Source organism: Azospirillum himalayense, from assembly GCF_042657465.1.
Taxonomy (GTDB): domain Bacteria; phylum Pseudomonadota; class Alphaproteobacteria; order Azospirillales; family Azospirillaceae; genus Azospirillum; species Azospirillum himalayense.
In genome coordinates, this window is record NZ_JBHSLC010000007.1 from 183,681 (window position 1) to 204,794 (window position 21,114).

Annotated in this window: 21 protein-coding genes; 6 read left to right on the plus strand and 15 right to left on the minus strand. The window is 61.6% G+C overall.

The features are described from left to right. The first annotated feature begins 87 nt into the window (after window positions 1-87). From ACFPMG_RS05815 to ACFPMG_RS05825, 3 genes are all read left to right on the plus strand, one after another. Entirely contained in the window at window positions 88-1,968 is a 1,881-nt protein-coding gene (locus ACFPMG_RS05815; protein WP_376994273.1) for a flagellin, read from the plus strand. Window positions 1,969-2,108: 140 nt separating this feature from the next. Next, window positions 2,109-2,774: a hypothetical protein gene (locus ACFPMG_RS05820; RefSeq protein ID WP_376994275.1), complete on the plus strand. Its 666-nt coding sequence runs from the start codon at window positions 2,109-2,111 to the stop codon at window positions 2,772-2,774. 543 nt (window positions 2,775-3,317) lie between these two features. Beyond that, complete coding sequence (locus ACFPMG_RS05825; protein WP_376994320.1) at window positions 3,318-3,890, plus strand: tyrosine-type recombinase/integrase; 573 nt, start codon at window positions 3,318-3,320, stop codon at window positions 3,888-3,890. Window positions 3,891-3,941: 51 nt separating this feature from the next. Here ACFPMG_RS05825 and ACFPMG_RS05830 read toward each other — a convergent pair whose 3' ends face one another. Beyond that, window positions 3,942-4,577, minus strand: coding sequence for a hypothetical protein (locus ACFPMG_RS05830; protein ID WP_376994276.1), 636 nt, complete (start codon window positions 4,575-4,577; stop codon window positions 3,942-3,944). A gap of 145 nt (window positions 4,578-4,722) precedes the next feature. Further along, entirely contained in the window at window positions 4,723-5,499 is a 777-nt protein-coding gene (locus ACFPMG_RS05835; protein WP_376994277.1) for a hypothetical protein, read from the minus strand. A gap of 73 nt (window positions 5,500-5,572) precedes the next feature. Between ACFPMG_RS05835 and ACFPMG_RS05840 the strand changes: the two genes are divergently transcribed. Then, window positions 5,573-6,985, plus strand: a complete 1,413-nt coding sequence (locus ACFPMG_RS05840; protein WP_376994278.1) for a hypothetical protein — start codon at window positions 5,573-5,575, stop codon at window positions 6,983-6,985. Window positions 6,986-6,996: 11 nt separating this feature from the next. Here the strand turns inward: ACFPMG_RS05840 and ACFPMG_RS05845 are convergent, their stop codons facing one another. From ACFPMG_RS05845 to ACFPMG_RS05870, 6 genes are all read right to left on the minus strand, one after another. Then, window positions 6,997-8,694, minus strand: a complete 1,698-nt coding sequence (locus ACFPMG_RS05845; protein WP_376994279.1) for a hypothetical protein — start codon at window positions 8,692-8,694, stop codon at window positions 6,997-6,999. Window positions 8,695-8,912: 218 nt separating this feature from the next. Further along, a complete protein-coding gene (locus tag ACFPMG_RS05850; RefSeq protein WP_376994280.1) occupies window positions 8,913-10,142 on the minus strand; it encodes a tyrosine-type recombinase/integrase in 1,230 nt (409 codons plus the stop codon). A gap of 109 nt (window positions 10,143-10,251) precedes the next feature. Beyond that, complete coding sequence (locus ACFPMG_RS05855) at window positions 10,252-11,124, minus strand: phage tail protein (protein WP_376994281.1); 873 nt, start codon at window positions 11,122-11,124, stop codon at window positions 10,252-10,254. A gap of 17 nt (window positions 11,125-11,141) precedes the next feature. Then, a complete protein-coding gene (locus tag ACFPMG_RS05860) occupies window positions 11,142-11,711 on the minus strand; it encodes a phage connector family protein (protein WP_376994283.1) in 570 nt (189 codons plus the stop codon). Between the two features lie 83 nt (window positions 11,712-11,794). Next, window positions 11,795-12,064: a hypothetical protein gene (locus ACFPMG_RS05865; RefSeq protein ID WP_376994284.1), complete on the minus strand. Its 270-nt coding sequence runs from the start codon at window positions 12,062-12,064 to the stop codon at window positions 11,795-11,797. 38 nt (window positions 12,065-12,102) lie between these two features. Beyond that, the gene (locus tag ACFPMG_RS05870; RefSeq protein ID WP_376994285.1) at window positions 12,103-12,921 is read right to left on the minus strand and encodes a phage capsid protein; all 819 of its coding nucleotides are present in this window, start codon (window positions 12,919-12,921) and stop codon (window positions 12,103-12,105) included. 419 nt (window positions 12,922-13,340) lie between these two features. On the opposite strand from ACFPMG_RS05870, the gene ACFPMG_RS05875 reads away from it, so the two are divergent. Further along, window positions 13,341-13,778 carry a PRC-barrel domain-containing protein gene (locus ACFPMG_RS05875; RefSeq protein WP_376994286.1) on the plus strand — a complete coding sequence of 146 codons (438 nt, stop codon included), beginning with the start codon at window positions 13,341-13,343 and terminating at the stop codon, window positions 13,776-13,778. Between the two features lie 58 nt (window positions 13,779-13,836). On the opposite strand, the gene ACFPMG_RS05880 is transcribed toward ACFPMG_RS05875, so the two are convergent. From ACFPMG_RS05880 to ACFPMG_RS05910, 7 genes are all read right to left on the minus strand, one after another. After that, on the minus strand, window positions 13,837-16,173 hold the full coding sequence (locus ACFPMG_RS05880) for a putative bifunctional diguanylate cyclase/phosphodiesterase (RefSeq protein ID WP_376994287.1): 2,337 nt from the start codon (window positions 16,171-16,173) through the stop codon (window positions 13,837-13,839). A 231-nt stretch (window positions 16,174-16,404) separates the two neighbouring features. Then, on the minus strand, window positions 16,405-17,106 hold the full coding sequence (locus ACFPMG_RS05885) for a capsid assembly protein (protein WP_376994288.1): 702 nt from the start codon (window positions 17,104-17,106) through the stop codon (window positions 16,405-16,407). A gap of 29 nt (window positions 17,107-17,135) precedes the next feature. Further along, a complete protein-coding gene (locus tag ACFPMG_RS05890; RefSeq protein WP_376994289.1) occupies window positions 17,136-17,408 on the minus strand; it encodes a Bbp19 family protein in 273 nt (90 codons plus the stop codon). Then, window positions 17,401-18,918, minus strand: coding sequence for a portal protein (locus ACFPMG_RS05895; RefSeq protein WP_376994290.1), 1,518 nt, complete (start codon window positions 18,916-18,918; stop codon window positions 17,401-17,403). Before ACFPMG_RS05895 ends, ACFPMG_RS05890 begins: the two co-directional genes overlap by 8 nt. Before the next feature lie 4 nt (window positions 18,919-18,922). Continuing rightward, a complete protein-coding gene (locus tag ACFPMG_RS05900) occupies window positions 18,923-19,384 on the minus strand; it encodes a hypothetical protein (protein ID WP_376994291.1) in 462 nt (153 codons plus the stop codon). A gap of 65 nt (window positions 19,385-19,449) precedes the next feature. Beyond that, on the minus strand, window positions 19,450-19,878 hold the full coding sequence (locus tag ACFPMG_RS05905; protein WP_376994292.1) for a hypothetical protein: 429 nt from the start codon (window positions 19,876-19,878) through the stop codon (window positions 19,450-19,452). Continuing rightward, window positions 19,875-20,240 (minus strand): hypothetical protein, encoded by a 366-nt coding sequence (locus tag ACFPMG_RS05910; RefSeq protein ID WP_376994293.1) that lies wholly within the window; start codon window positions 20,238-20,240, stop codon window positions 19,875-19,877. Before ACFPMG_RS05910 ends, ACFPMG_RS05905 begins: the two co-directional genes overlap by 4 nt. A gap of 197 nt (window positions 20,241-20,437) precedes the next feature. On the opposite strand from ACFPMG_RS05910, the gene ACFPMG_RS05915 reads away from it, so the two are divergent. Continuing rightward, window positions 20,438-21,070, plus strand: coding sequence for a S24 family peptidase (locus ACFPMG_RS05915; RefSeq protein ID WP_376994294.1), 633 nt, complete (start codon window positions 20,438-20,440; stop codon window positions 21,068-21,070). The last annotated feature ends 44 nt before the right edge of the window (window positions 21,071-21,114 follow it).

Below are 21,114 nucleotides of genomic sequence, written 5' to 3' on the forward strand. Positions count from 1 at the left end.
CGCCACCGGTAGGCAACCGTTAACGATACATTAACGCACCACTGCATAGTATATAAGTACTCATCACTGCTATGTATCGGTACTGGAATGGCAGGCATCGACTTGGGTCTGAGCGGTGGCATGAAAAACACTTTGCTGACGCTCCAGAACTTGCAGGCGAAAATCGGCACATCGCAAGAGCGGCTCGCCAGTGGAAATCGCATCAATGCGATGGTTGACGCACCCTCCATCTTCTTCGCCGCCAAGAACCTGAACAACCGTGCCAACGATATGATGGCGCTGAAGGACGCGATGGGGCAGGCAATCAGCACCGTGAGGGCCGGAAGTAAAGGGGCCGACACAATCCAAAGTCTGCTGGCGCAAGCCCGAGGTCTGACCACTGCTGCAATGGGCGCAATGGGCAATGACGCTGCGTCACTTGCAACCCGGAAGAACCTCGCTGAGCGATTTGACGACATTCTCGACGCCATCAACGGCGTGGTAGATGACAGCGCCTATGGGGGCAAGAACCTCATTAAGGGCGATGGAAAGCGCATTGACGCCACGACTGAAAGCAAACTGGACGTGGTCAAAATTCCAGGAATCACCAATGCCCGCGTGACCAACGTCAAAGAAGAGGACGCTTACCACATTGACGTTCTGGGTACAGGCGCAATCACTGGAAGTCCGAAGGATGTTGCTGATGCTGAGCAGGCACATGGCATACAACCAATCATCATCACAGGCACGCAGAGCAGCACTCAGGGCAACTTTAACCCCATTACCATCGATGTAAAAGGCCCTCCCGGCCGAGACAAGCAGATTACCGTTGGGAACCCGCCCGAAGAAACCACCGTCAGATTTACGCTGGAGCAATGGCAGTCTGCGAAGGCTGCCAATACATCACTCTCCTTTAACCACACATTCAACAGCGGTACTCACGTATCCTTTAGCGTTGATTTTGAGCGGATTGAAGGAAGTGGATCAAACTACGGGCAGGGAATCTCCACAATCGAGAAGGCAGTCGATTTGCGTTTGGAAGTCAAGCAAGGCGACGGCGAGACCCTGGTCAGAGAAGCGAACTCATTACGTGGTAACCGTAAACTATCCAACGGTGAAAATGCCTTTGAGTTCTCAAGCGGAACAGTTCGGCTAAGCGTTGATCAGAAGACACTTATGAATGGAGTGCGCCACTCTGATGGAACCGCTCAGTGGGAGGAGCCTCAGCAGTGGATGATGAGCACGGGTTCAACAGCTAATTATTCTGGCTGGCAGCACTGGCCCAACGAAACGCAGCTTAGCATTGAGTTCGAAATATTCGATGGCTTTCCAACTCAAATTGATATCGTAAATGATAACGTAGTGGTTGGCTCAACGGGTATCCCTGTAATAGGAGTCGGCTCGTTTGAAGCCGTAGTTCCCAAGTCTGACCCAGACATATATTTCAGCTGGTTTGAGATCCGATTCACCCCTGAGAACGGCGCAACTCAAAACCTAAGCTTTAGTCGTCGAACTCTTAAAACGCCGGAAACCGCTGAAGAACACCGCAGCTTGATCACCCGAATGTCAAGGACACCAAACAGCTCCGATGATGTTTCTCTGTCATTTAGCACTGATTGTCATGAAGACTTTTCAGTAAAATCACGAAATCTTCAAGCAAGCGGCCAAGGGCTCCAGGTTGACTACAGCCAGAATGAATGGTGTGACATAGATGATATTGCGAACGCAAGTAATGGATTAGATAAGGCTGAGCAACTCCTGCGTAGCGCTTCTCAGTCGCTTACAAACGGTCTGAACATCATCACCACACGCGAGACTTTCACCAAGGAGTTCTCTGACGTGCTGGCCGAAGGCGCAAACAAGCTCACTCTGCTCGACCAGAATGAGGAGGGTTCGAACCTGCTTATGCTGCAAACCCGTCAGCAGTTGAGTATGACCGCCTTGAGCCTTGCCTCCAAAAGCCAGCAGACAATCCTGAATCTTTTCTGACCATACAAGTGTCTATCGCGCTTCGGAAGCAAGAGCATGAAGATTGATGAGCGAACACAATTAGATCAAATCCAATTGGATATCATGTGCAACCAATCGCTGATCACGAACTAACGAAAACACGGGGCTTAGGAATGGACATGAGAGGGGTTGACCAACAGAAAGAACTTAAACGCCTGCTTGTTCAGGTTGTTGAGGTGTGCTCTGAAGTTAATCGTGATATATCAAATCTCAAGACACAAATTTCTGACGTTCAGTTGCGGATAAATGTGCTTGAGAAATCGCATAAATCTACGCGTGCTAGGACTACCATTCTTCTCGCAGCAGGATCTGCACTAATGCTTCTTCCAGTATGGGTATTTGGTTCAAAATCACCACAACAGAGCGTTTCTAGCGCATCTGAGAATACTACCAATGTCATGTTCGGAGGAATTAAACTTGTATCGGGTTCGTCACCAAATCCTTTAGAACTTGCACTAGACCCTGAGAAAGCTAGAGCTGGAGATTGGGACCGGCTGTCAGACAATGGAGGTTTAAACAGGTACTCAAAATTTCATGGAGCAGAGGTTCGAACAGCTACAGCAACCTATATAGGCCCAGGTGGTCGCGTCAATTACATCGAGCTTAATATTTCTGTTAGCACCAGTCGGAATGAGCTGCGCAACCTAGTAGATAAAGTCTACGGCCGGATGACATGGGAGCAAAACCGCCTGAACAGCAAACTCTGGTCTGGAGAAAATAAGGATTGGAAGGTCTACGGTGAGGAGAATGGGCCGCTTTATCACATTACAATGTTCAGAAAATGAGAGCCGATAGCACCATCAGCTTGGTTCCGCCAGATACTCCTATCGTCCGAAATAAAATTGGCACCGATCCCCATGGAACCAGTCTGCGAAAGGATTGCTCGTCAATGTTGACCTGCCGGAGCGGACATGCGGGGCGCAATCGGGGTCAAGCGATAGCTGTGCATTGCGAGGCCGCATGATCCCCTCACTGTTAAGCGCTCCCCTTCCTCAGCTCCATTTCTCGGCACAGTCCGATGCCGAAGCATTTTTACGTTCACTTGGTTGGGGCAAGACCGCTGTAACAGGTGTGTACAAGCGCCTATCCAATACCGGGATGCTGTATGCCCTGGTTCGCACCACCCCGCTTGGGGCTACTGTGTGGCTGTCGACATCCGCCCCTCGCTCGATCCCAGAAAGCGCCCGATCAGAAACATAATAAAACACAGCTTCTGTTAGGTTTCTCGCTAAGTCCTTCTGGCGCAACACTTCCCTGCCCTCCTAGGCAAATCGGGCAGCCGCAAACATAATCATTTCCACGGATGCGCGGATTTGATGGAGTTTGCGATGAAACAGGCTCGGGTGCTTACGGAGCAGGAACAACGACGCTTGCTGGCGGTGATCGCGGACACCCGCTACGCCGCACGCAATCGTATGGCGTTCATGCTCAGCTATATGGGCGGGTTGCGCGTGGGCGAGATCGCTGCGCTGAAGATTGGCGATGTGCTCGACAGCGAAGGACGTGTGCGCGAGCAAGTTCGTCTATCCGCTGAAATTACCAAGGGTGGGCAGGCGCGCACGGCTTTCGTCAACGACCGGCTGCGCAAGGAGCTTGAGCGCTACGCCGCCAGCTTGAGCGATAAACAGCGTCAGCCAGAGCGCCCCCTGCTCATTACACAGAAGGGCAAGCCTTTCACGGCAAACGTGCTGTGCCAGCTCATGGGCGGAATCTACAATCAGGCGGGCTTTGACGGGGCGAGCAGTCATAGCGGGCGGCGCTGGTTCATCACCAAGCTCGCCCACAACAGCGTGAGCGCCAAGGTGATTATGACCCTGGCAGGGCACAAGCACCTCAGCACTACACAGCGGTACATTGATGTGAATGATGACATGCTACGGCAAGCCGTTGCGAAACTCTAAAGATATCAACGACTATTCAAGCATAGGCAGAATGATTGACCCTCCATATATTTAACGCCGTCCTGAGGACCCAGAAATAGCTGCGCCAAAGAAGATCATCATCAATACTGACACAAAAGCTTGCCCAGCAGTCACATCATAGTACAAGTAAACAACACCAACAGAAACCGCAAGGCAGGACAAAGCGAACACTACCACTGTAGTAACAAAGACCGTTGACCTCCTCACCTCGATGAATTTTCCGAGAATGCTCACTACAGGAACGGCGCCAATGAGCGAAATGTAGAGAATTGGAAAATACAGGATCGCGGCTACTAGGGCGCTCCCCAACTCAAAAAGAGATGGTCCAACAGGATAGTGCGGGAGTAACGCCCCAATGAATCTGGCTTGGTCGAAAAATAATGGCTCATGGCCAGGGAGCGATTTCATCATCAGAGGCAAATGAATCGCAGCATACAGAGCATAGAAGGACCCAACGAATTGGAAGAACAGCTTTAAGCGGGCGCGATTTCTCTCCCTCACAGTCTGTGGGGTCGGAAGAAAAATCGGTTCTGGTAATGGCGCCCCCCTATTATCCAAGGCGCCTTCCAAGGTAACAATTCCTTTTCGAGCTTTGTAACCATCATAAATCACGGTAGCAAGGATTGATGCGATGATTCCTAATATGAAGTTAAGTGCCGTTTCCATGAGAATTATCTTGCCGCGTTAGGGAAGTCCTTAACCAAATAGGCCCTTTTCGTAAATTTTTGGTTATCGGTCAGCATCCAGATTTACAGCTTAAAGGAGCAGCCGCATGCTGCGACATCCCTCTGCCGCACTTTTACGACGTGGTTTATCCAACTCGTAATGAACAGAGCCTCCGAATCACGGCCACTCTGATCGAGTGATGCAAGTGTCGAGAAACGACGCGACTCGAAAAGCCACCGATTTGCTCAAGGTTCATTCCATAGGAGCGAAAGCCAGCCTGACCAAGAACCGTCTCAATTTGGGTCATTGCCTCGGCAAGTTCATGGCTCTCCGCATCACACAGGAGTGGTGCGCCCCCTATTTGTTCGGATGCTTCACTCAATCGTGCAAGCGCAGCTTGTAAGCTGGACTCAATAAAGGGAAGGCGGTTCGCAATGTTTCGCAAAGTGCGCTCGACACCTCTATAATCGGCAAGAAGTTGTTCATGCGCAATCATTTCCTGACGCTGCTTGTGTATGAGGCGCTCAACGTCTGAGTACATCGCTAAGAGGCTGTCTATCTCCGTGCGTCGGACTGGCCCAATGATGCCAATTCGTCGATCACGCGCCCGTTCGGAGAGCAAAATTGATGGTCGAAGTGAATTGCTAACTAGAACACCTAAGTCTTCCTTATCTACGCCATTTACAAGGTAAGGAAACACGATGCGAGAGATGAGCGGATACAAGCCAGTTTCCGACGCTCTCGCCCATTTGGCTTCAGGAGCCATCCTGCTCACAATGACTTCATCTATTATGTTTTCTGCCAGAGCCGAAGAACAATTAAACAGCGTATATACAACGTAATCCGCCGCTTCCATTGCGGGCATCCTTTTGCCATGATACTCATCAGTGCGTAGCATATCGTAACGGTGCAGGCGAGACATGACAAGAACCAACCTTTCGTCTCTCAACCCTCTTTTCGCAGACCAAGGCGCTAAGTCCGCGTACGCAGTGTTCATGCCGGCGATGCAGCCGTTCTACATGGATGCGGCTTCAGCACCCGACCTCAGGCATCGCCCCACGGGGCTTCCCGGTGTGATTTCCGGAAAGCATGGGTCGCTCGACTTCTTGGACCCAACACATGGGCTGTTTTATTACAAATGGGCATTGTACTCTGCCGGGTTAATCGGGCTTGGATCAGACGCCGCGGCGGCCAAGAAAAAGCCTGCCATAATTGATCGATCACAAGATCCAACTAGATTTATCTTTGTTGATAGTGGTGGTTATCAGGTTGCATCGGAGACGCTCGGAGTACCTCTGGACAGTCCAGAGAAGATGGAGACGTTTCGCCGCAATAGCCTCAAATGGATGATTGAACACGCAGATGTTGGGATGCCCCTCGACTTTCCCATGGCGATCAAAAGAAAATCCGGCGGGTCGCTCGACTTCGATACCGCTCTGGGCTCAACTGTTGAAAGCCTTGAATTCATCAGGCGGGAGCGGCCTACCAGCGGAGGCCCCATCATCCTCAACGTCATTCAGGGTAAGGACTGGGATCAGCAAGATACTTGGTACAAGAAAGTCCGCAGCTATTCTCTTGATGGGTGGTCGATGCCATGGCGGGCGCATGGCTCGGTTCACTCGCTACTACAACGCCTTGTGGCGATGGTCCACGACAAGGCGCTACGTAACAGTCAGATCCTTCACCTTTTTGGGCTGAGCAGACTTCATTTTGCCGGTGCGCTGACCCTTCTCATGCGGGCGATGAGACAGCACGACGACGTTCGCGATGACTTCATCATCACATACGATACAAAGCTGCCCATGGTGCTTGCTGCACAAGCTGCACAGGCATACACGCCGTGGCAGATTGAGAAGCGGGAAGAGAATAGCAAGAACGTCGCGAAGTTTAACTTTTCGCATGTAACACCGCCATGCGACATTTCCAACATTAACTCCACCGATCCTTTTCCAGTGCTAAGCAGTCCGATTGGCATGGGCCTGACAGTAGGGGATTTGTGCGTGCGCACACCGGCAAACAACAACGGCTCGACCTGGGATATAATCAGTTGCGCACTCGTTGCCGCGCACAACACATATTCACACATCATGGCGATCCAGCAGCTAAACCTTCTGATGGACCTTGAATTGAAGCGTGCCGAGCAGGATAGCGCCAATAAGGTTCTGTTGCCGCTTACGCACGAATTCAGCCAATTTCGCGAATTCGTGAATCGTATCTTCGCTAATGGCGTATCACGGGATCAGGCGCTCCGCACGATTTACAGCAATAGAGAGCTTCTTCAATTCTTCGATAGACAGGACACGGTGCAGATCCAGGCGCTCAAGGCCGGCGCTCTCCCAGATTGGTCGAGTGCAGACCTTGAGGAATTCCCTGAAGAATCAGAAGTGCCGATGATGCACGCGGAGTAAGCGTGACCGCATTATGACTTCTTAGAACGCTTGGAGGTGGGCTTGGTGGGGGCCTCTTCTTTCTGGCTCACCTTCTTGCGTTCAAAACCGACCACATATTGAATGTCTCGCGCAGTGCCAGAAATGAGCAAGTAGCTATCTGCCAACAACCACCGCGTTTCCTCCATCCGCAGCGTTTCGTAGAGTGCATCCAGGCGGTCGGGAATGTTAGCCGTGAGTTGCACAAGCGCCGGCAGCATTGTTGCTCCTTCGTCAGGTTTCCACTCATAGCGTGCCGCCACGGCCGAATTGCTGCAAAGCTCCACTTTCGCTTTAGTCAGCGTGGCTTCGCTCCAGGTCAGCATTTTTTCTTTTGTTGCATTGACGTTATCCTTTCCTTTTGAAACCGCGGGCTTTTCTTCACTTTCAACAAATTCGTTCCATGCATGGTAGGAAAGCGGCATTCCCTGAAGGTCTACAAAAGCTTTCCAATCATCCGCGATCGGCTTCGTCTCAATATGACTTTCATCACGCAGCAGGCACTCGACTTCCTTGACATCACCCTGCTCTGCATCAACGGCTGCAATGATTGACACCTGTTCGATGCTGATCCCTTTGCTTTTAGCCTCCTTATCCTCTTGCGTGTCGATGTACCAATCGCTGAAGCCTTTGTCGCTCCCAAGCGTATCGACAAGGCGCTTGGCCTCTTCGCCACTCAAGCTGAGCCTTTGGTTGGCTTCAAGAGGCTCTGGATGACCTTGCCCTTTGCTCAAGACGAATTTCCATTGCTTGTCGGATCGCTCATAGACAGCGACGCAGACGAGGGTTTCCGCCTCGGTCGTTTCAATTGTAACGCTTACGTTCTTCGGCGGAACCCGATCCAACATCCGGAACGCTATTTGAAGCGTGCGAAGGATTTGGACCGGCTCACTCCGGTCGATCATTATTGACTTTGCTTCTTTCTGGGCCAACACCTTGATCTGCTTAGGCGTCATTCGAATGGGTTGAAGCAGCTGGACCTGCTTCCCGTTCTCATCGGCTTTGACGTTTGCCAACATCAGCGTCAACCCCACATTCACCCCTTCAGCATGTTCAAGGGGCATGGACGCTTGCCTCAGTGTGGAATACGACCCAAGCTCCTCAAGTGCTGCATCAATGGAAATTGGCGGCACCTCTGCCGTGGCTTTCGCGCCTTCAGCTCGCTTCTTCTTCTCCTCATCGCGCATTGCGCGAACGCCGATAGCGCAAAGCTCATCAAACAACTTTTCCGGAGACCATTTGTTTCGGAAGGCCCAATGCAGCGCCAGAGCATGGGTCGAATCCGCTCTAGGCAGGTGGAACGGCTCATGGTTGAGACGCTCGCGTTGCGCTGCCGGGACCATTACTGACAGAAGCTTGTAGAAAAGGTTCTTTTCAGGTTGCGCTCGGATGTCAAAGCTTAAGTCGGGCTTCCCGCCGGCAGCAAGAGCGGCCTTTACCTTACCGTTCACATACGATTGATGCTGGTCGTCCGCTTGGGCCAATAGATATTGTTGGTACGCAGTTTCCAGCAAACGGTACAGAGCACGGTCGGAACGCCCGATTGCAGCTTTGTATTCGTTGGCGGCTTCGTCCGTTTCCTTCTTTATTTCGTCAACCGAACAGTGAGGAACCTCGATCCCGAGGATCGTTGTGGTCGGCACAGAGCGTTGCGCCTGCTCTACTTCCTGCTTCTGTCCTTTAGCACCCACTGCTCGACCCTTTCATGACTGGCATTTCTGTGAGGTGGATTATCCAACTCGCACGCCTGCGGATCAAGCGGATTAATCATCACTGATTAGCATACGGTGCTCCATAAAGCCGCTGCCCTGCATGACAGCGCAATGGACGTTATGCCTGCTGCATAGCGGCTGCGCCCCATCGAGCTATAAGGTGCTAACAACGCGCTTGCCGTAGCCGCCACCCTTCCCTATCCGGCGAGCTGCACCAGTTCCTCAACCTTCATGCGCGGGATCACGTGATCGTAGTTCTTCTCGATCTGCCGCACTGATGTGCCGCAGTTTCGGGCGAGCAAATGGATGTTCACGCCTGCCAGCAGCCGCTTTGTGATGTAGGTATGGCGCAGGCTGTAGATGCTGCACTCCTGCCCTTGCTGATCCCGCTTATAGCCCAGCTTATGCAAGATGCGCGCAAACTGTAAGTGAAAGCTGCCTACGGGCGTTCTATCGAAGTTGATGATGCACAGCGGGTTCTCATCAGCGGTATCGGATGTTTCACGATAGAAAGCCCGTAGCGCGTTGAAGCTTGTGACCGCCTCCGGCAGCGCCACCATGGTGCGCTTGCCCGTCTTTCCCACCACCCGCAGCTCGCAGTACTCAACGTCGCCTTTGCGGAAGGGCACAACGTCGCACCAGCGCAAGCTGCGCAGTTCTCCAACGCGCATTCCGGTGTGCAAGAGAATGGTCACGTAATGGTAAAACACCACTGCGTAATGGCGCCTGTACGTGTGTCCGCCCGCAACCTTTATGCGTTCACGCATCTCCGCATAAATCTGTTGTAGCTGCTCGTCGGTAAAGTAGCCCCGCCGTTTTCCACCGTTTCCAACACGGGACAGCTTCAGCGTTTCAGCAGGCGCTAAAAGGTTGGCGTCCGCAGCATGGTCAAAAATTAGGTTGATGACCGTGTTGTTAAAGGTTTCAGCATTGGCGGTATAGGTCCTCTTCCCGTTCGTGCTTCTGCGGATATGGCTGGGATAAGGGACCTTTTCCGCATAAAGGTCCCGCCGCCAGTTATGGTACTGCTCCACAACGGGTTTGGTGATTTCGTCTGCGACCATTTCCCCAAAAAATGGCATCAGGTAGTGCTTGATAATGGTCTTCTGCGTATGGGCGCGCGTCTTGCTCAGCGTGCCATCCTCTATACGACGCTCGATGCGCTCCAGGTACGCTTTTGCCATCTGCTCGAACGTTGGCGCGAACGCGCTTAGCCCACGCCTCTGCCGAAATGCCAATTGGTCGTAACGTTCTTCCGCCACTCTGCGCGCGTTGTGTAGGTCAGTATAGCCCGTGCTCTTGCGTTCGTATTTGTTCGTTTCTCCAGGAACTCGCAGACGGTAGCTGATAACCGCTTTCTTCGTCTCGCTGCGCGTATACAGAACGATGTCGCCGCCCCGCAGCTTTTCAACTACCACATCCGCCACCACACAGCTCCAACATCACATCTGTTTTGTGCAGTATTTGTGGAAATGATAGCGAAAAGGCAGTTGTGATACAAGCTTTTGTGCAGATTTGTGCATGCTGATTTGAAAGCTAACCTATTGTTTTTAAATGATCATTTTTACTGAACTGTTTAGCCTCGTCGTCCTTGCCGGTGCCCAGGTCGAAGTTCCACAGGTCGGCGGAGCGCGACAGCCACAGCCGATTGGGCAGGTCGCGCGAGCCGCCGATGACCAGCCGGTCCTGGTGGAAGGCCGCCGACACCGGCCAGCCGCGCAGCGGCGAGAAGGACTGCTCGTCCCAGGCCGTCGTGGCGGCGGTGCCGGCCAGCGTCTCCAGCACCGTCGCGGTGACCTGCGTCCCCGACACCACCCCCTCGACGCGGAGCTGCTTGCCCTGGATGCGGAGGCGCGTGCCCGCCTGCCTCGGGTCGAAGACCGGGGCGGAGGCGGTCACCGTCACCAGCCCGTCCGTCCCCGACGGGGCCAGCGTCACGGCGGGATCGGCGAAACGGAAGAAGGGCATCGCCACCCGTTCCCCCTCGGCGACGTAGCTCCAGTCGGTCAGAGCCCAGGCATTGGCGCCGCTGCGGGTCAGCTTGCGCGGCGGCACGTCGGGATGGCAGATCAGCAGCGTGTCGGCGCTCTGCGTCCAGGTGATCTGGGGAAGCTGGGCGGCGGTCCAGGGAGCCGCGACGCCGGCGATGGGCGTGTCGTTGCCGTAGACATCGATCCGCCCTTCGGAGAAGACCAGCAGATAGGTCTGCTCCGTGTTGAACTCGAAGGCGACCAGCCGCCCGTCGCCGCGGGCCGGATCGACGAAGGCGAGGCCGGAGCGGCGCGTCACCCCGCCCGTCGGATGGATGAACAGGTTGCGCAGCGCCAGCGCCCCGTTGTCGTAGGCGCGCAGGTCGCCGCGCCCGAGCAGGCGGCGGGATATCTCTCCCGCCGTGAAATTGGTCTTCACCTGACGAATCCGCGCCATCAGCCCCTCGCGTCGATCAGGGTGAAATCCTCGAAGCCCGGCTGGTTGTCCTGCAGGGCATCGATCTGCCGGGCGCGGCGGAACTCGCTCTCGGCCAGCCGCTGCAGCAGCTCCGCCCGGCTCGTGCTCTCGGTCAGCGGGATGCAGAACTCCGCGGCCAAGCGGGCGATCAGCGCCTGATCGAAGAAGGCGGGAAAGTCCTCCTCCGCCGGACGCCCGACATAGGTCAGCACCACCGCGTCGGACGCCGCGTGCAGCGCCCGCCCGGCGATGCGGTAGTCGATTCCGCGGCCACGCCCGCCCGCCCCGGCGCCGAGCGCCCGCAGGAAATCGGCGGGAAGCTGGAAGGCCGCGCCGTAATCGGCAACCGGATCGTCGGCCAGCCGCGCCAGCCGGGCCTGCCGGGTGGCGAAGCTCCAGGCGTTGGCGGAAAGCAGCGCGTCGCGCGCCGGCTCAAAGAGCGCGCCCGCGACCTCCGCCTCGGCGGTGCCCTCGTCGAAGGCGGTGATCGCCGTCGCCCCGATCTTGATGAGCGCGCGGCTGCACAGCCCGATAGCCGTCAATGCCATGGGATCGTTCCTTCGGATCAGAAGTCGCCTTATCCCTCTCCCCCCTCTGGAGAGAGGGGAGAGAGACCATCGAAGGGACCCCGTCAGTCCGTGTTGGACGCGCCGAAGGGCGACAGGTTGGTGACATCCACCACCCCGGCCGTGTTGGCGGCGACCACGAGAACGCCGGCGGCGGGCGTCCCGGCGGTGCCGGTGTTGGCCAGGATCATGTCGCCGCTGCGCAGCAGGTCGGACGCGCCGTTGAAATAGCCGCTGTTGTCCACCAGCGTGGCGGCGTCCGGCGTCGTGTAGTGCCACAGCGTGAAGCCGTTGGCGTAGGCGAGGACGCTCAGGTCCTTCGGAAGATAGGCCATGGGAGGAAACTCCGTTTTGATCGTCGGCAGGGAGGGCGTCAGGCTTCCAGGCAGCGCATGGTGACGACGCCCGCCGCGTCGATCAGGCCGGCGCCCTGCGACATCATGTTGTTGACGAAGTGCGCGGCGCGGTCGCCGTGCCAGGAGATGTCCGTCTTCACGTCGGCGCCGGAGGCGTGGCCGATGGCCGTCTTGTGGTACCAGTGACACAGCCGCAAGCCGCCCTCCGCCTTCAGACCGGAATGGGGCATCCACAGCGTGCCCAGCCAGCGCTTGGCCTGGGTGCCGCGCCAGGGCAGCTCGTCGGCGCCGACATATTCGGTGCTGGCGAACTCGTCGATGCCCAGGAGCTGGCTCCACTGCTTCCAGCCGACGACGGCGTAGCGCTGGCCGTCGTCCGGCACGTCGGACTCGCCCAGCTTCTCGAAGGCCGTCAGCACCTTCGCCTTGGTCAGCCCGTCGTTGGAGCCGCCCGCGAAGTTGGTGGACCGGTTCAGCTCGCCGAGGATCAGTTCGTCGGTCTTGCGGCCCAGCGCGTAGGCGCCGGCGCTGGCGATGATCTGCCGCTCGTCGATGTTGGTCTTCAGCTCGTCCAGCCGGTCGACCCAGTCGCCGGCGTAGAAGTCGTAGAGAGTGCATTCGACCGGCGTGTGGTCCAGGTTCATCACCGGAACCGCGCCGTGGCGCGCCTTGGTCGACGCCGTGCCCTTGCCGACCTTCTGGAAGACGGTGGAGGCGCCCTGGACGTTGTTCTTGGTGCGAACCGTGTTACGCAGCTTGGAGCCCATGCGCTGGTAGGCGTCGTGCACTTCGCGCTCGAACTGCTTGACGAAAGCCTGGGCGACCGAGGTGGACATCGGATTGTATTCCTTTCGCGTTCTGCGGGGTCCCGTCCGGCGGGAAGCATTCCGCCACCCGGTTGTCAGGCGCGCCCGATCCCGGACATGGGAGGGGAGACGCGCGCCCGGCCGCGGGCGAAGCGCGAAAAAGAAAGAGGCTGGCCGGGCCTTTCGGTTGTCCGGCCAGCCTCTTTCAGGACAGGCATGGAGGGGAGGTTCGGGATGCCGCGGCCCGCCGCGTGAGGGGACGCACGACGGGCGTTGGCAAGACCGTTTCTAGGACATCCGCCCTCTCATGTCAAGAATATTTTCCTTCATGATGGAGCCACTCCCGTGCCGCGGTACTCCCTTGGGGCAGGGAATATCCCGCGGCGCCACGCTGTTGAATGGTTGGCCTCAACGGCCCGAAAACACGGCATAAAAAAGGAATACGCTCCATGAAGACGATCATCACCGCCTGTGGCGTTGCCGCGCTTCTGCTCGCCACGCCGGCCCTGGCCGAAAGCACGTCCGGAACCACCGCCAAGGAGGTCCCGAACAACAAGGCGACCGGGCAGGTCGCGGCCACCCACGGCTCGCTCGACCCGGCGGTCGCGAAGATGACCGCGGCCCAGCTCAAGGGGAAGGACGTCTACGGCAGCGACGGCAAGGACATCGCCGAGATCGAGGGCATCGTCCGCAAGGGCGGCCAGACCTTCGCGGTGATCGATGTCGATCACATCGCCGACATCAGCGACAAGGACGTCGTCCTGCCGCTGGAGCGGCTGCACATGAAGGACAAGCGTCTGACCGTCGACATGACGGAGAACGATCTCAAGGGCCTGGAGTCCTGGCAGAAGGGCAAGTACGAGGACGTCAAGGGCGCGCTGCGCTGACGTCAGGGCCGAATCGGGAGGACGGACCGGGGGCGACGGTCCCCGGTCCGTCCGGATCTTACGCCGACCGGCGCAGGCGCACGGCCAGCAGGTCGGCGGCCTGCCCGGCGGGGACCGGCCGTCCGGTCAGCCAGCCCTGGACCAGGGTGCAGTTGTGGTGGCGCAGGAAATTGGCCTGCTCCTGCTTCTCCACCCCCTCCGCCACCACGTCGAGCCCCAGCATGTCGGCCATGGCGATGATGGTCGAGACGATGCCGTTGTCCTCCCGCTCGCTCGGCACGCCGTTCACGAAGGAGCGGTCGATCTTCAGCGTCGTCACCGGCAGCCGCTTCAGGTAGCTCAGGGAGGAATGGCCGGTGCCGAAATCGTCCACCGCCACGCGGATGCCCATGGCCTTCAGCGCCGCCAGGACGGAGAGGGCGTGGTCCATGTCCTGCATCACCGCGCCCTCGGTGATCTCCAGCTCGACCAGATCGGGCGACAGGCGGTGACGGTCGATGATGCGGCGGAAATCCTCGGCGGAGCGCTGGCGCAGGTGGCGCGGCGAGATGTTGACGGCCACCGGCACCGGCTCCAGCCCGCGGTCGATCCACTCCCGCAACTGCCGGCAGGCCTCGTCGAGCACCCAGTCGCCGAGCGGCACGATGAAGCCGGTGTCCTCAGCGACCGGGATGAATTCGCCGGGGGAGATCATGCCGAAGCCGGGCTTGTCCCAGCGCAGAAGCGCCTCGAACCCTTCCAGCGACTGGTCGATCAGCGACACCTTGGGCTGGTAGTGGAGCTGGAATTCCCCGCGCGCCAGCGCCGCCCGCAGGTCGCGGTCCAGCGCCAGATGGCGGTGCGCCTGGTCGGCCAGCTCCTTGCGGAAGAAGGCGTGGCGCTTGCCGCCGGCCCGCTTGGCCGCGTAGAGCGCCGTATCGGCGGAGCGGATCAGTTCCTGCGCGCTGTCGGCGTGGTCGGGGAACAGGGCGATGCCGATGGACGGGCGGACATAATGCTCCGTCCCCATCAGCAGCACCGGCTCGTCGAAGGCGGCCAGGATGCGCTGGGCGGCGATCTCCGCCTCCTTCGCCTCGCCCACCTCGTCCAGGATCACCGCGAAGTCGTCGGTGCCGATGCGCCCCACCGTGTCGCTCGCCCGCACCGTGACGACGATCCGCGAGGCGACCTCCTGCAGCAGCAGGTCCCCGGCGTGGTGGCCCAGCGTGTCGGTGATCAGCTTGAAGCGCGACAGGTCGAGGCACAGCACCGCGAAACGGCGGCCATGCCGGCGCGCCCGCTCGATCGAGCTGTCGAGCAGCGACTCGATCAGGGCCCGGTTCGGCAGGCCGGTCAGGCGGTCACGCGTGGCGAGCCGCAGCAGCTCCCGCTCGTGGCGCATCCGCTCCGTCATGTCGGCCAACGCGCAGACGTAGCTGCGCCGCCCCTGCACGTCCAGGCAGGACAGGGAGAGCGAGGCGTCGATCCGCCCGTCCCCCCGTTCGATCGCCAACTCCTCGGCCCGCTCCGTGCGGCCGGCGCTGGCGCCCTCTCCCGCCGCGCCGTCCCCGCCCGGCGTCCCCAGGCCGAGCAGCCGGGCGACCCGCTCGCGGTCCTCCTCGGCGAACAGGTCGGCGAAGCGATGGCCGCCGAGCCGCTCCGCGGGCACGCCGAACAACGCGACGGCGGCGGGGTTGTGCTCCTGGACCAGACCGTCCTCGCCGACCAGCACGATGGCTTCGCCGATGTTGTTCATGATGCCGAACAGCCGCTCGTCGCGCACGATCAGCGCCTCGGCGGCTTGACGGAAGTAGTCCATGGCGCGGGCCATGGCGCCGAACTCGTCCTTGCGGTCGCGGCCGGGGATGTCGATGCCGGTCTGCCCTTCGGTCAGCCGCTCCATCCGCTCCGACAACGCCTCGATGGGGCCCAGCACATGCTGCGACAGGAAGACCGAGAGTGGCCAGCTCAGCACCAGCAGAACGGTGACGAAGAGGATGAAGGCCAGAGCCTCCATGGCGAATTCGCGGTCGAGGTCGTCGGTCCCGCTGGCCGCCGCGATGGCCCAGCCCCAGGGCTCGAAGGTCAGGCTGGCGCGGACCGCGTGACCCTCGCCCATCCAGCCCTCGGGCACGCGCCCGTCGGTGAACACGCTGACATGGAAGGGATCGCGCCCCAGCGCCCGCAGCGCCAGCCGCGCCTGCCCCTGGCCTTCGTCCCGCGGCAGGGCGCCCGCCTCGATGGCCGCGTTGATCTCGCCAAGCATGGCGTGGGCCGACCCGACCAACGCGTGGGTCAGCCGTTCCCGTTCCGTGATCAATCCGCTGCGCAAAAGGTAAAGCGCCGGTATCGCCGCCATGAGGCAGCCGATCAGGCCGATCCAGGTCAGCCAGCGGATCTTGCGGCGCAGCGTCATCACGGTTCCGGCGGCGGTCGTCCCACCCGGCCTCTGATTCGGCCGGTTGTCATTCTGCGCAAAAGCGTCGCTTTTTTGTTTCAAACACGCAACGGGCAAGTTGCCCGTCCGGGCTTTCTCCGCCCTTTTCAAACCGACTGCGACATTTCGCCCATCCGGCGCGGCGCGGCTTCGCAGGCCCCGCCGAGGAGCCAGCCTGCAAGGCCGCGCCGCGCCGTCGGGTCAGCCGCCTCAGCCGACCGGATAAAGGCGCTGGAACCCGTCGGTCACCCGCGACACCACCGCCGGGTCGCGGTCCCGCCAATAGCGGGGGTCGCGCATCAGCGCCTGAAGCTCCGCCTCCCCGCCGGCCGACGGTGCCCCGGCCGGCATGGACAGGGCGGCGGGCTCGCCGCCGGTCATCATCCGGTGAAGCGCCATCACCCCCTCATAGGTGGTCGACAGGCCCTCCACCGCGGCGGGCGGCAGGTTCTTCACCGCCCAGGCGTGGAGCTGCCGCGACACCTCCCGCCAGCGCTCCGCCCCGCCGAACTGGGCGGACAGCCGTTCGACCTCGCGCTCCGCCTGGAACTCGGCGGCGAGCTCCTGGATCAGCGGGACCAGCCGCTCGGCGGCGAGGTCATAGACGAGCTGCGCCTGCTCCGGCGTGAAGCCGGCTCCGTGCAGGCGGCCGTTGATCGCCGGGTCCGGCTCGAACAGCCCGTGGTCGCAGGCGATGCAATAGCCCTCTGGCCCGTCCGGCACGCCCGGCGCCGCCAGCAGGTCGGGCCGCTCGCCATCACCGTGGCCGGGGGCGGACAGCTTGCGCTCCAGCTCCAGATAGGACTTCAGCAGCGCCTCCACGCGCACCGCGCCGGTCTCCGGGTCGCGGAACTTCTCGGGCACCGCGGGCGGGGCGCCGGGAACGGTCGAGGTCAGCAGGTTTTCGGCCATGGAAAGCTCCTTCAGGATCAATGACGGAATCAGGCGCCCTGCCCGCGGGCGTTCAGGGCGAGGATGAGGGCGACGAGACGGCGTTGGCCCTCCAGGTCGCGCAACGCGGCGTCGGTGGCGTCGGGGCCGAGCGTTCGCTCCAGCGTCATCGCCGTCAGCGTGGCCAGCACCCGCGCCCCGTCCGGCCCGGCGAAGCAGCGGGCGAAGCTGGGCGCCGGATCGCCTGTCGGAACGGTTTCGGCGGGCGGCAGGCCCTCCAGCCAGCCCCACCCGCCTCCATGCCAACCAGCCGGATCAGCCATGGGAGGCCTCCGCCCGCACCAGCTTGGCGGGCACGCCGAAGGCCTCCCCCAGCCAACGCGCGGTCGCCGCGACGTCCACCGCGGACAGCGCCTCCGGGCCGAGTTGCCGCGCGGTGTCCAGCCAGCGCAGCGTCGCCTGGACGTCCCGCTGCGCCTGGGCTTGGGCCAGCGGCGAACGGTGCTGCAGCGCGACCGTGCGCCCGTCCACCGCGATGTCCGGGATCTCGCCGCGGCGGCGCAGGATGCCGACGGCGCGCAGCACCAGCGGGGTGAGCAGCTCCGCCTGGAGCCGCCCATAGGTCGCGCCGAGCAGCCGCGCCATCTCGGCGGAGCGTTCGACCACCTCGGTCGCGGTCATCCGCGGCTGGTCCAGCGGACCCAGCCGGTCGGTCAGCAGCGCGTGGCGGATGCGCGCCCTCAGGTCGTCGAGCACGAGCTGCGACACGTCGAACCGTCCGGGATTGGCGAGCGGTGTCAGCCCGGCCGACCCCACCGCCTTGGGGATGATCGTCCCCGGCACCAGCCGGATGGTGGCGGGGTTCAGCACCCCGTCGTCGTCGGCCTGCCAGATGCCGGTGACGGCGACGGAGGCGTTCTTCAGCACCAGCTCGACCACCTTGTTGGCGGTCTTGATGTCGGGCAACGCCTTCATGACCGGCGACCGGCCATAGGTCTCCCCCGGCGCCTTCAGCCAACGGAAATTGATGAACGGAGACTGCGCGAAGCGCCCTTCGGCCAGCATGGTCGGATCGGCGAGCCCGCTGTCCAGCACCACCGTCCAGCGGTAGGCCAGCCCATCCGGCAGCACCGCCTCGACCAGCGGAAAGCGGCTGTCCGGCTCCTCCGCGCCGCGCTTCCGCACCTCCTCCGGAACGGTCGCGCCGGGAAAGCGCCGCCCGATCTGGGCCAGGGTCGCCTCGCTGCGGCGGAAGGTGCCGTCCAGCCGCCCGTCGGCCCCCTCCTCCAGCACCGCCTCGGCCAGCGGCACCGCGGTGAAGCGCAGGCTGGACGCGGCGCCGGGCGGACCCTCCTCCATCAGCAGGCAGGCGGTGCCGACCGTCACGAGGTCGAGGAAGGCCTGATGGATCTCCACGGCGAAGTTGGAGCGGTCGACATGCGCCTGCACGATGCCGGCGGCGCGGTCGAGCATCGGCGCCACGCGGTCGCGCTCCCCGTCCGGCACCGACGGGCCGGGCTGCAGCCCGAACCAGCGGGACCAGGGCGGGGTTAGCTCGGCGAGCAGGCTGGCGGCGAGCTGCTCCACCGCGTCCGGCGCGGTGCCGTCGAACAGCCGGTCCACCCGCCGTTCGCCGGGGGTGCCGCCGCCGCGGAAGGGTTGCCCGTTGGGCAGAGCGTGATCGTAGCATTCCTGCCAATGGCTTTCCCAGACCGAGCGGCGCTCCCGCGCCGCCCGGTAGCGTTCCAGCAGGCGCTCCGGCCCGCTCGGCGCCGCAGGGCCGATATCGCCTCCGCGGCGCCCCCGATCGGTATCGGGCGCAGTGTCCATCATGGCCTCACTCCCCCAGCAGGCGTTTGCGCAGCGGCACCAGCGCGCCGACATCCAGAGCGCCCCGCCAGGAGGTCTGGACCGTCCCCGCCCGTCCCCGGTTCCGCCGCTGGATCAGCGTCTCCGCAGCCTCGGTCGGGTCCTTCTCCTCCTCCGTCGCCGGAGCCGGAGTCACCGGCTCGGCGACCGGCGGGACCACGGGGGCGGGTGCCTCCACCACCGGGGCGGCGGGTTCCGGGTCTAAGGCCGGGACCGGGGACGGGACAGGAGCCGTGTTCCACCACGGCGTCGTGACGGGAGCCGGCGCCGGAGTCTCCACGGGCGGCGGCGTGGGGACGGGCACGGGGGCGGGGGCCGGGTCGGCGGCGGGTGCGGAGGCCGGGGGCGGTGCGACCGGTGAGGCGGGCGCAAAATCCGAAGCAGGGGCGGGCGGCGGCGCCGGCCGGGGGGCCTTGAACAGGTTCGCCATGGGCGGGGTTTCCTTGTTCGTGGTGAGACAGGGCGGCTGGGAACGGGACAGGCCGGCGGCGCGGATCAGGGCGCGACGGTGGGCCGGGTCAGGCGCCGGTAGAGCTGCCAGGGCGTCAGGACGTCGGGCGCGTGCAGACCCAGCAAGCGCTTGACCGCCTCCACGCAGGTGAAGGGTCCCCAGGGGGCCGGGCGGGTCAGGCCGCGCCGCACCGGCGCCGGGGTCACCGCCATGCCCAGCCCACGGTACCAGCCCGGCAGGTCGAAGGCCGCGGGGAGGTCGAGGACGGACACGTCGGTGAAGGGCGAGAGCGGATCGACGATCACCCAACGGCGCCCGTCATGCAGCAGCGCGAAGCAGTGGCGGAAACCCGGCTTCAGCAGGCGCAGCCACCACAGCTCCGCCTCGCCCCGGAAGACCACCCAGGCGCGCAGCGCGTCCGCCCCCACCCGGCAGGTCCCCACCCGGCAGGGCTGGGGCAGCGGCGTGCTCACTGGACGATGCCCTTCTCGCGCAGCACCGGGCGAAGCCGGTCGAACGCCTCCCGCCACAGGGTGTGCGCGCGCTGTTCGCGGTGGCGCGCCGGGTCCGGCGCCATCAGACGGCGCCCATAGTGAACCAGCACATGCAGATGGTCGCGGATGAGCAGGCGGCGGCGGTACAGCCGGTCCACCGCGCACAGCACGTCGCCGGGCTCGCACGGGCGCTGGACGAGCCCGCGCCCGGCGGCGATGCGCGCGCCGGCGGCCTTGGCGTCCTGCGCCTGAACCGACCAGAACCACGCTTCCTCCGCGCTGCCGAACGGTTCCCCGATGGCATCGGACAGGACCATGGACGTGTTGCGGTGTTGGGCCATGCGTGGGGTCTCCCTCGGGAATTGCAGCTTTTGCGTTCGCGGGCGCAACTTCGCTCTCGGGCGGAGCGCCGGATGGGCCGCGGCGCGCGCGGCTGGCGAACACATGTTCACGTTATGTACTGATTAAAGTCCTCCGTCAAGGAAAATATGAATAGGTTCCTAGGGACGGCCCGGCGTGATTATGTGATTATCCTCCCATGCTCAAACATGCGGACATCTGGCGGGCGATCGACCGCCTCGCGGCCCAGCACGGGCTGTCGGCCTCCGGACTCGCGCGTCGCGCCGGGCTGGACCCGACGACCTTCAACAAGAGCAAGCGGACCACCGGCGACGGCAAGCTCCGCTGGCCTTCGACGGAGAGCGTGTCCAAGGTTCTGGAGGCGACCGGCGCGTCGCTGTCGGAGTTCGTCAGCCTCGTCGGCGATGCCGCGGGCGCCGGTTCGCTCCAGCGGGTGCCGGTCATCGGCTACGCGCAGGCCGGCAACGCCGGCTTCTTCGACGACGCCGGCTTTCCCTCGGGCGTCGGTTGGGACGAGCTGCTGTTTCCCAGCATCGGCGACCCGCACGCCTACGCGCTGGAGATCGCGGGGGACAGCATGGACCCCGTCTACCGCGACGGCGATACCATCATCGTCTCGCCCGCCGCGCAGATCCGGCGCAACGACCGCGTCGTCGTCCGCACCAAGGGCGGCGAGGTGATGGCGAAGCAGCTCATCCGCGAAACCGCCACGAAGATCGAACTGATCTCCATCAACCGCGCCCATCCGGACCGCAGCATCCCACGCGCCGAGGTCGCCTGGATGGCGCGCATCGTCTGGGCAAGCCAATAAGCGTCGGCCATGCGGCACTCGGTCCTAGGATATTTTTCCTTTAC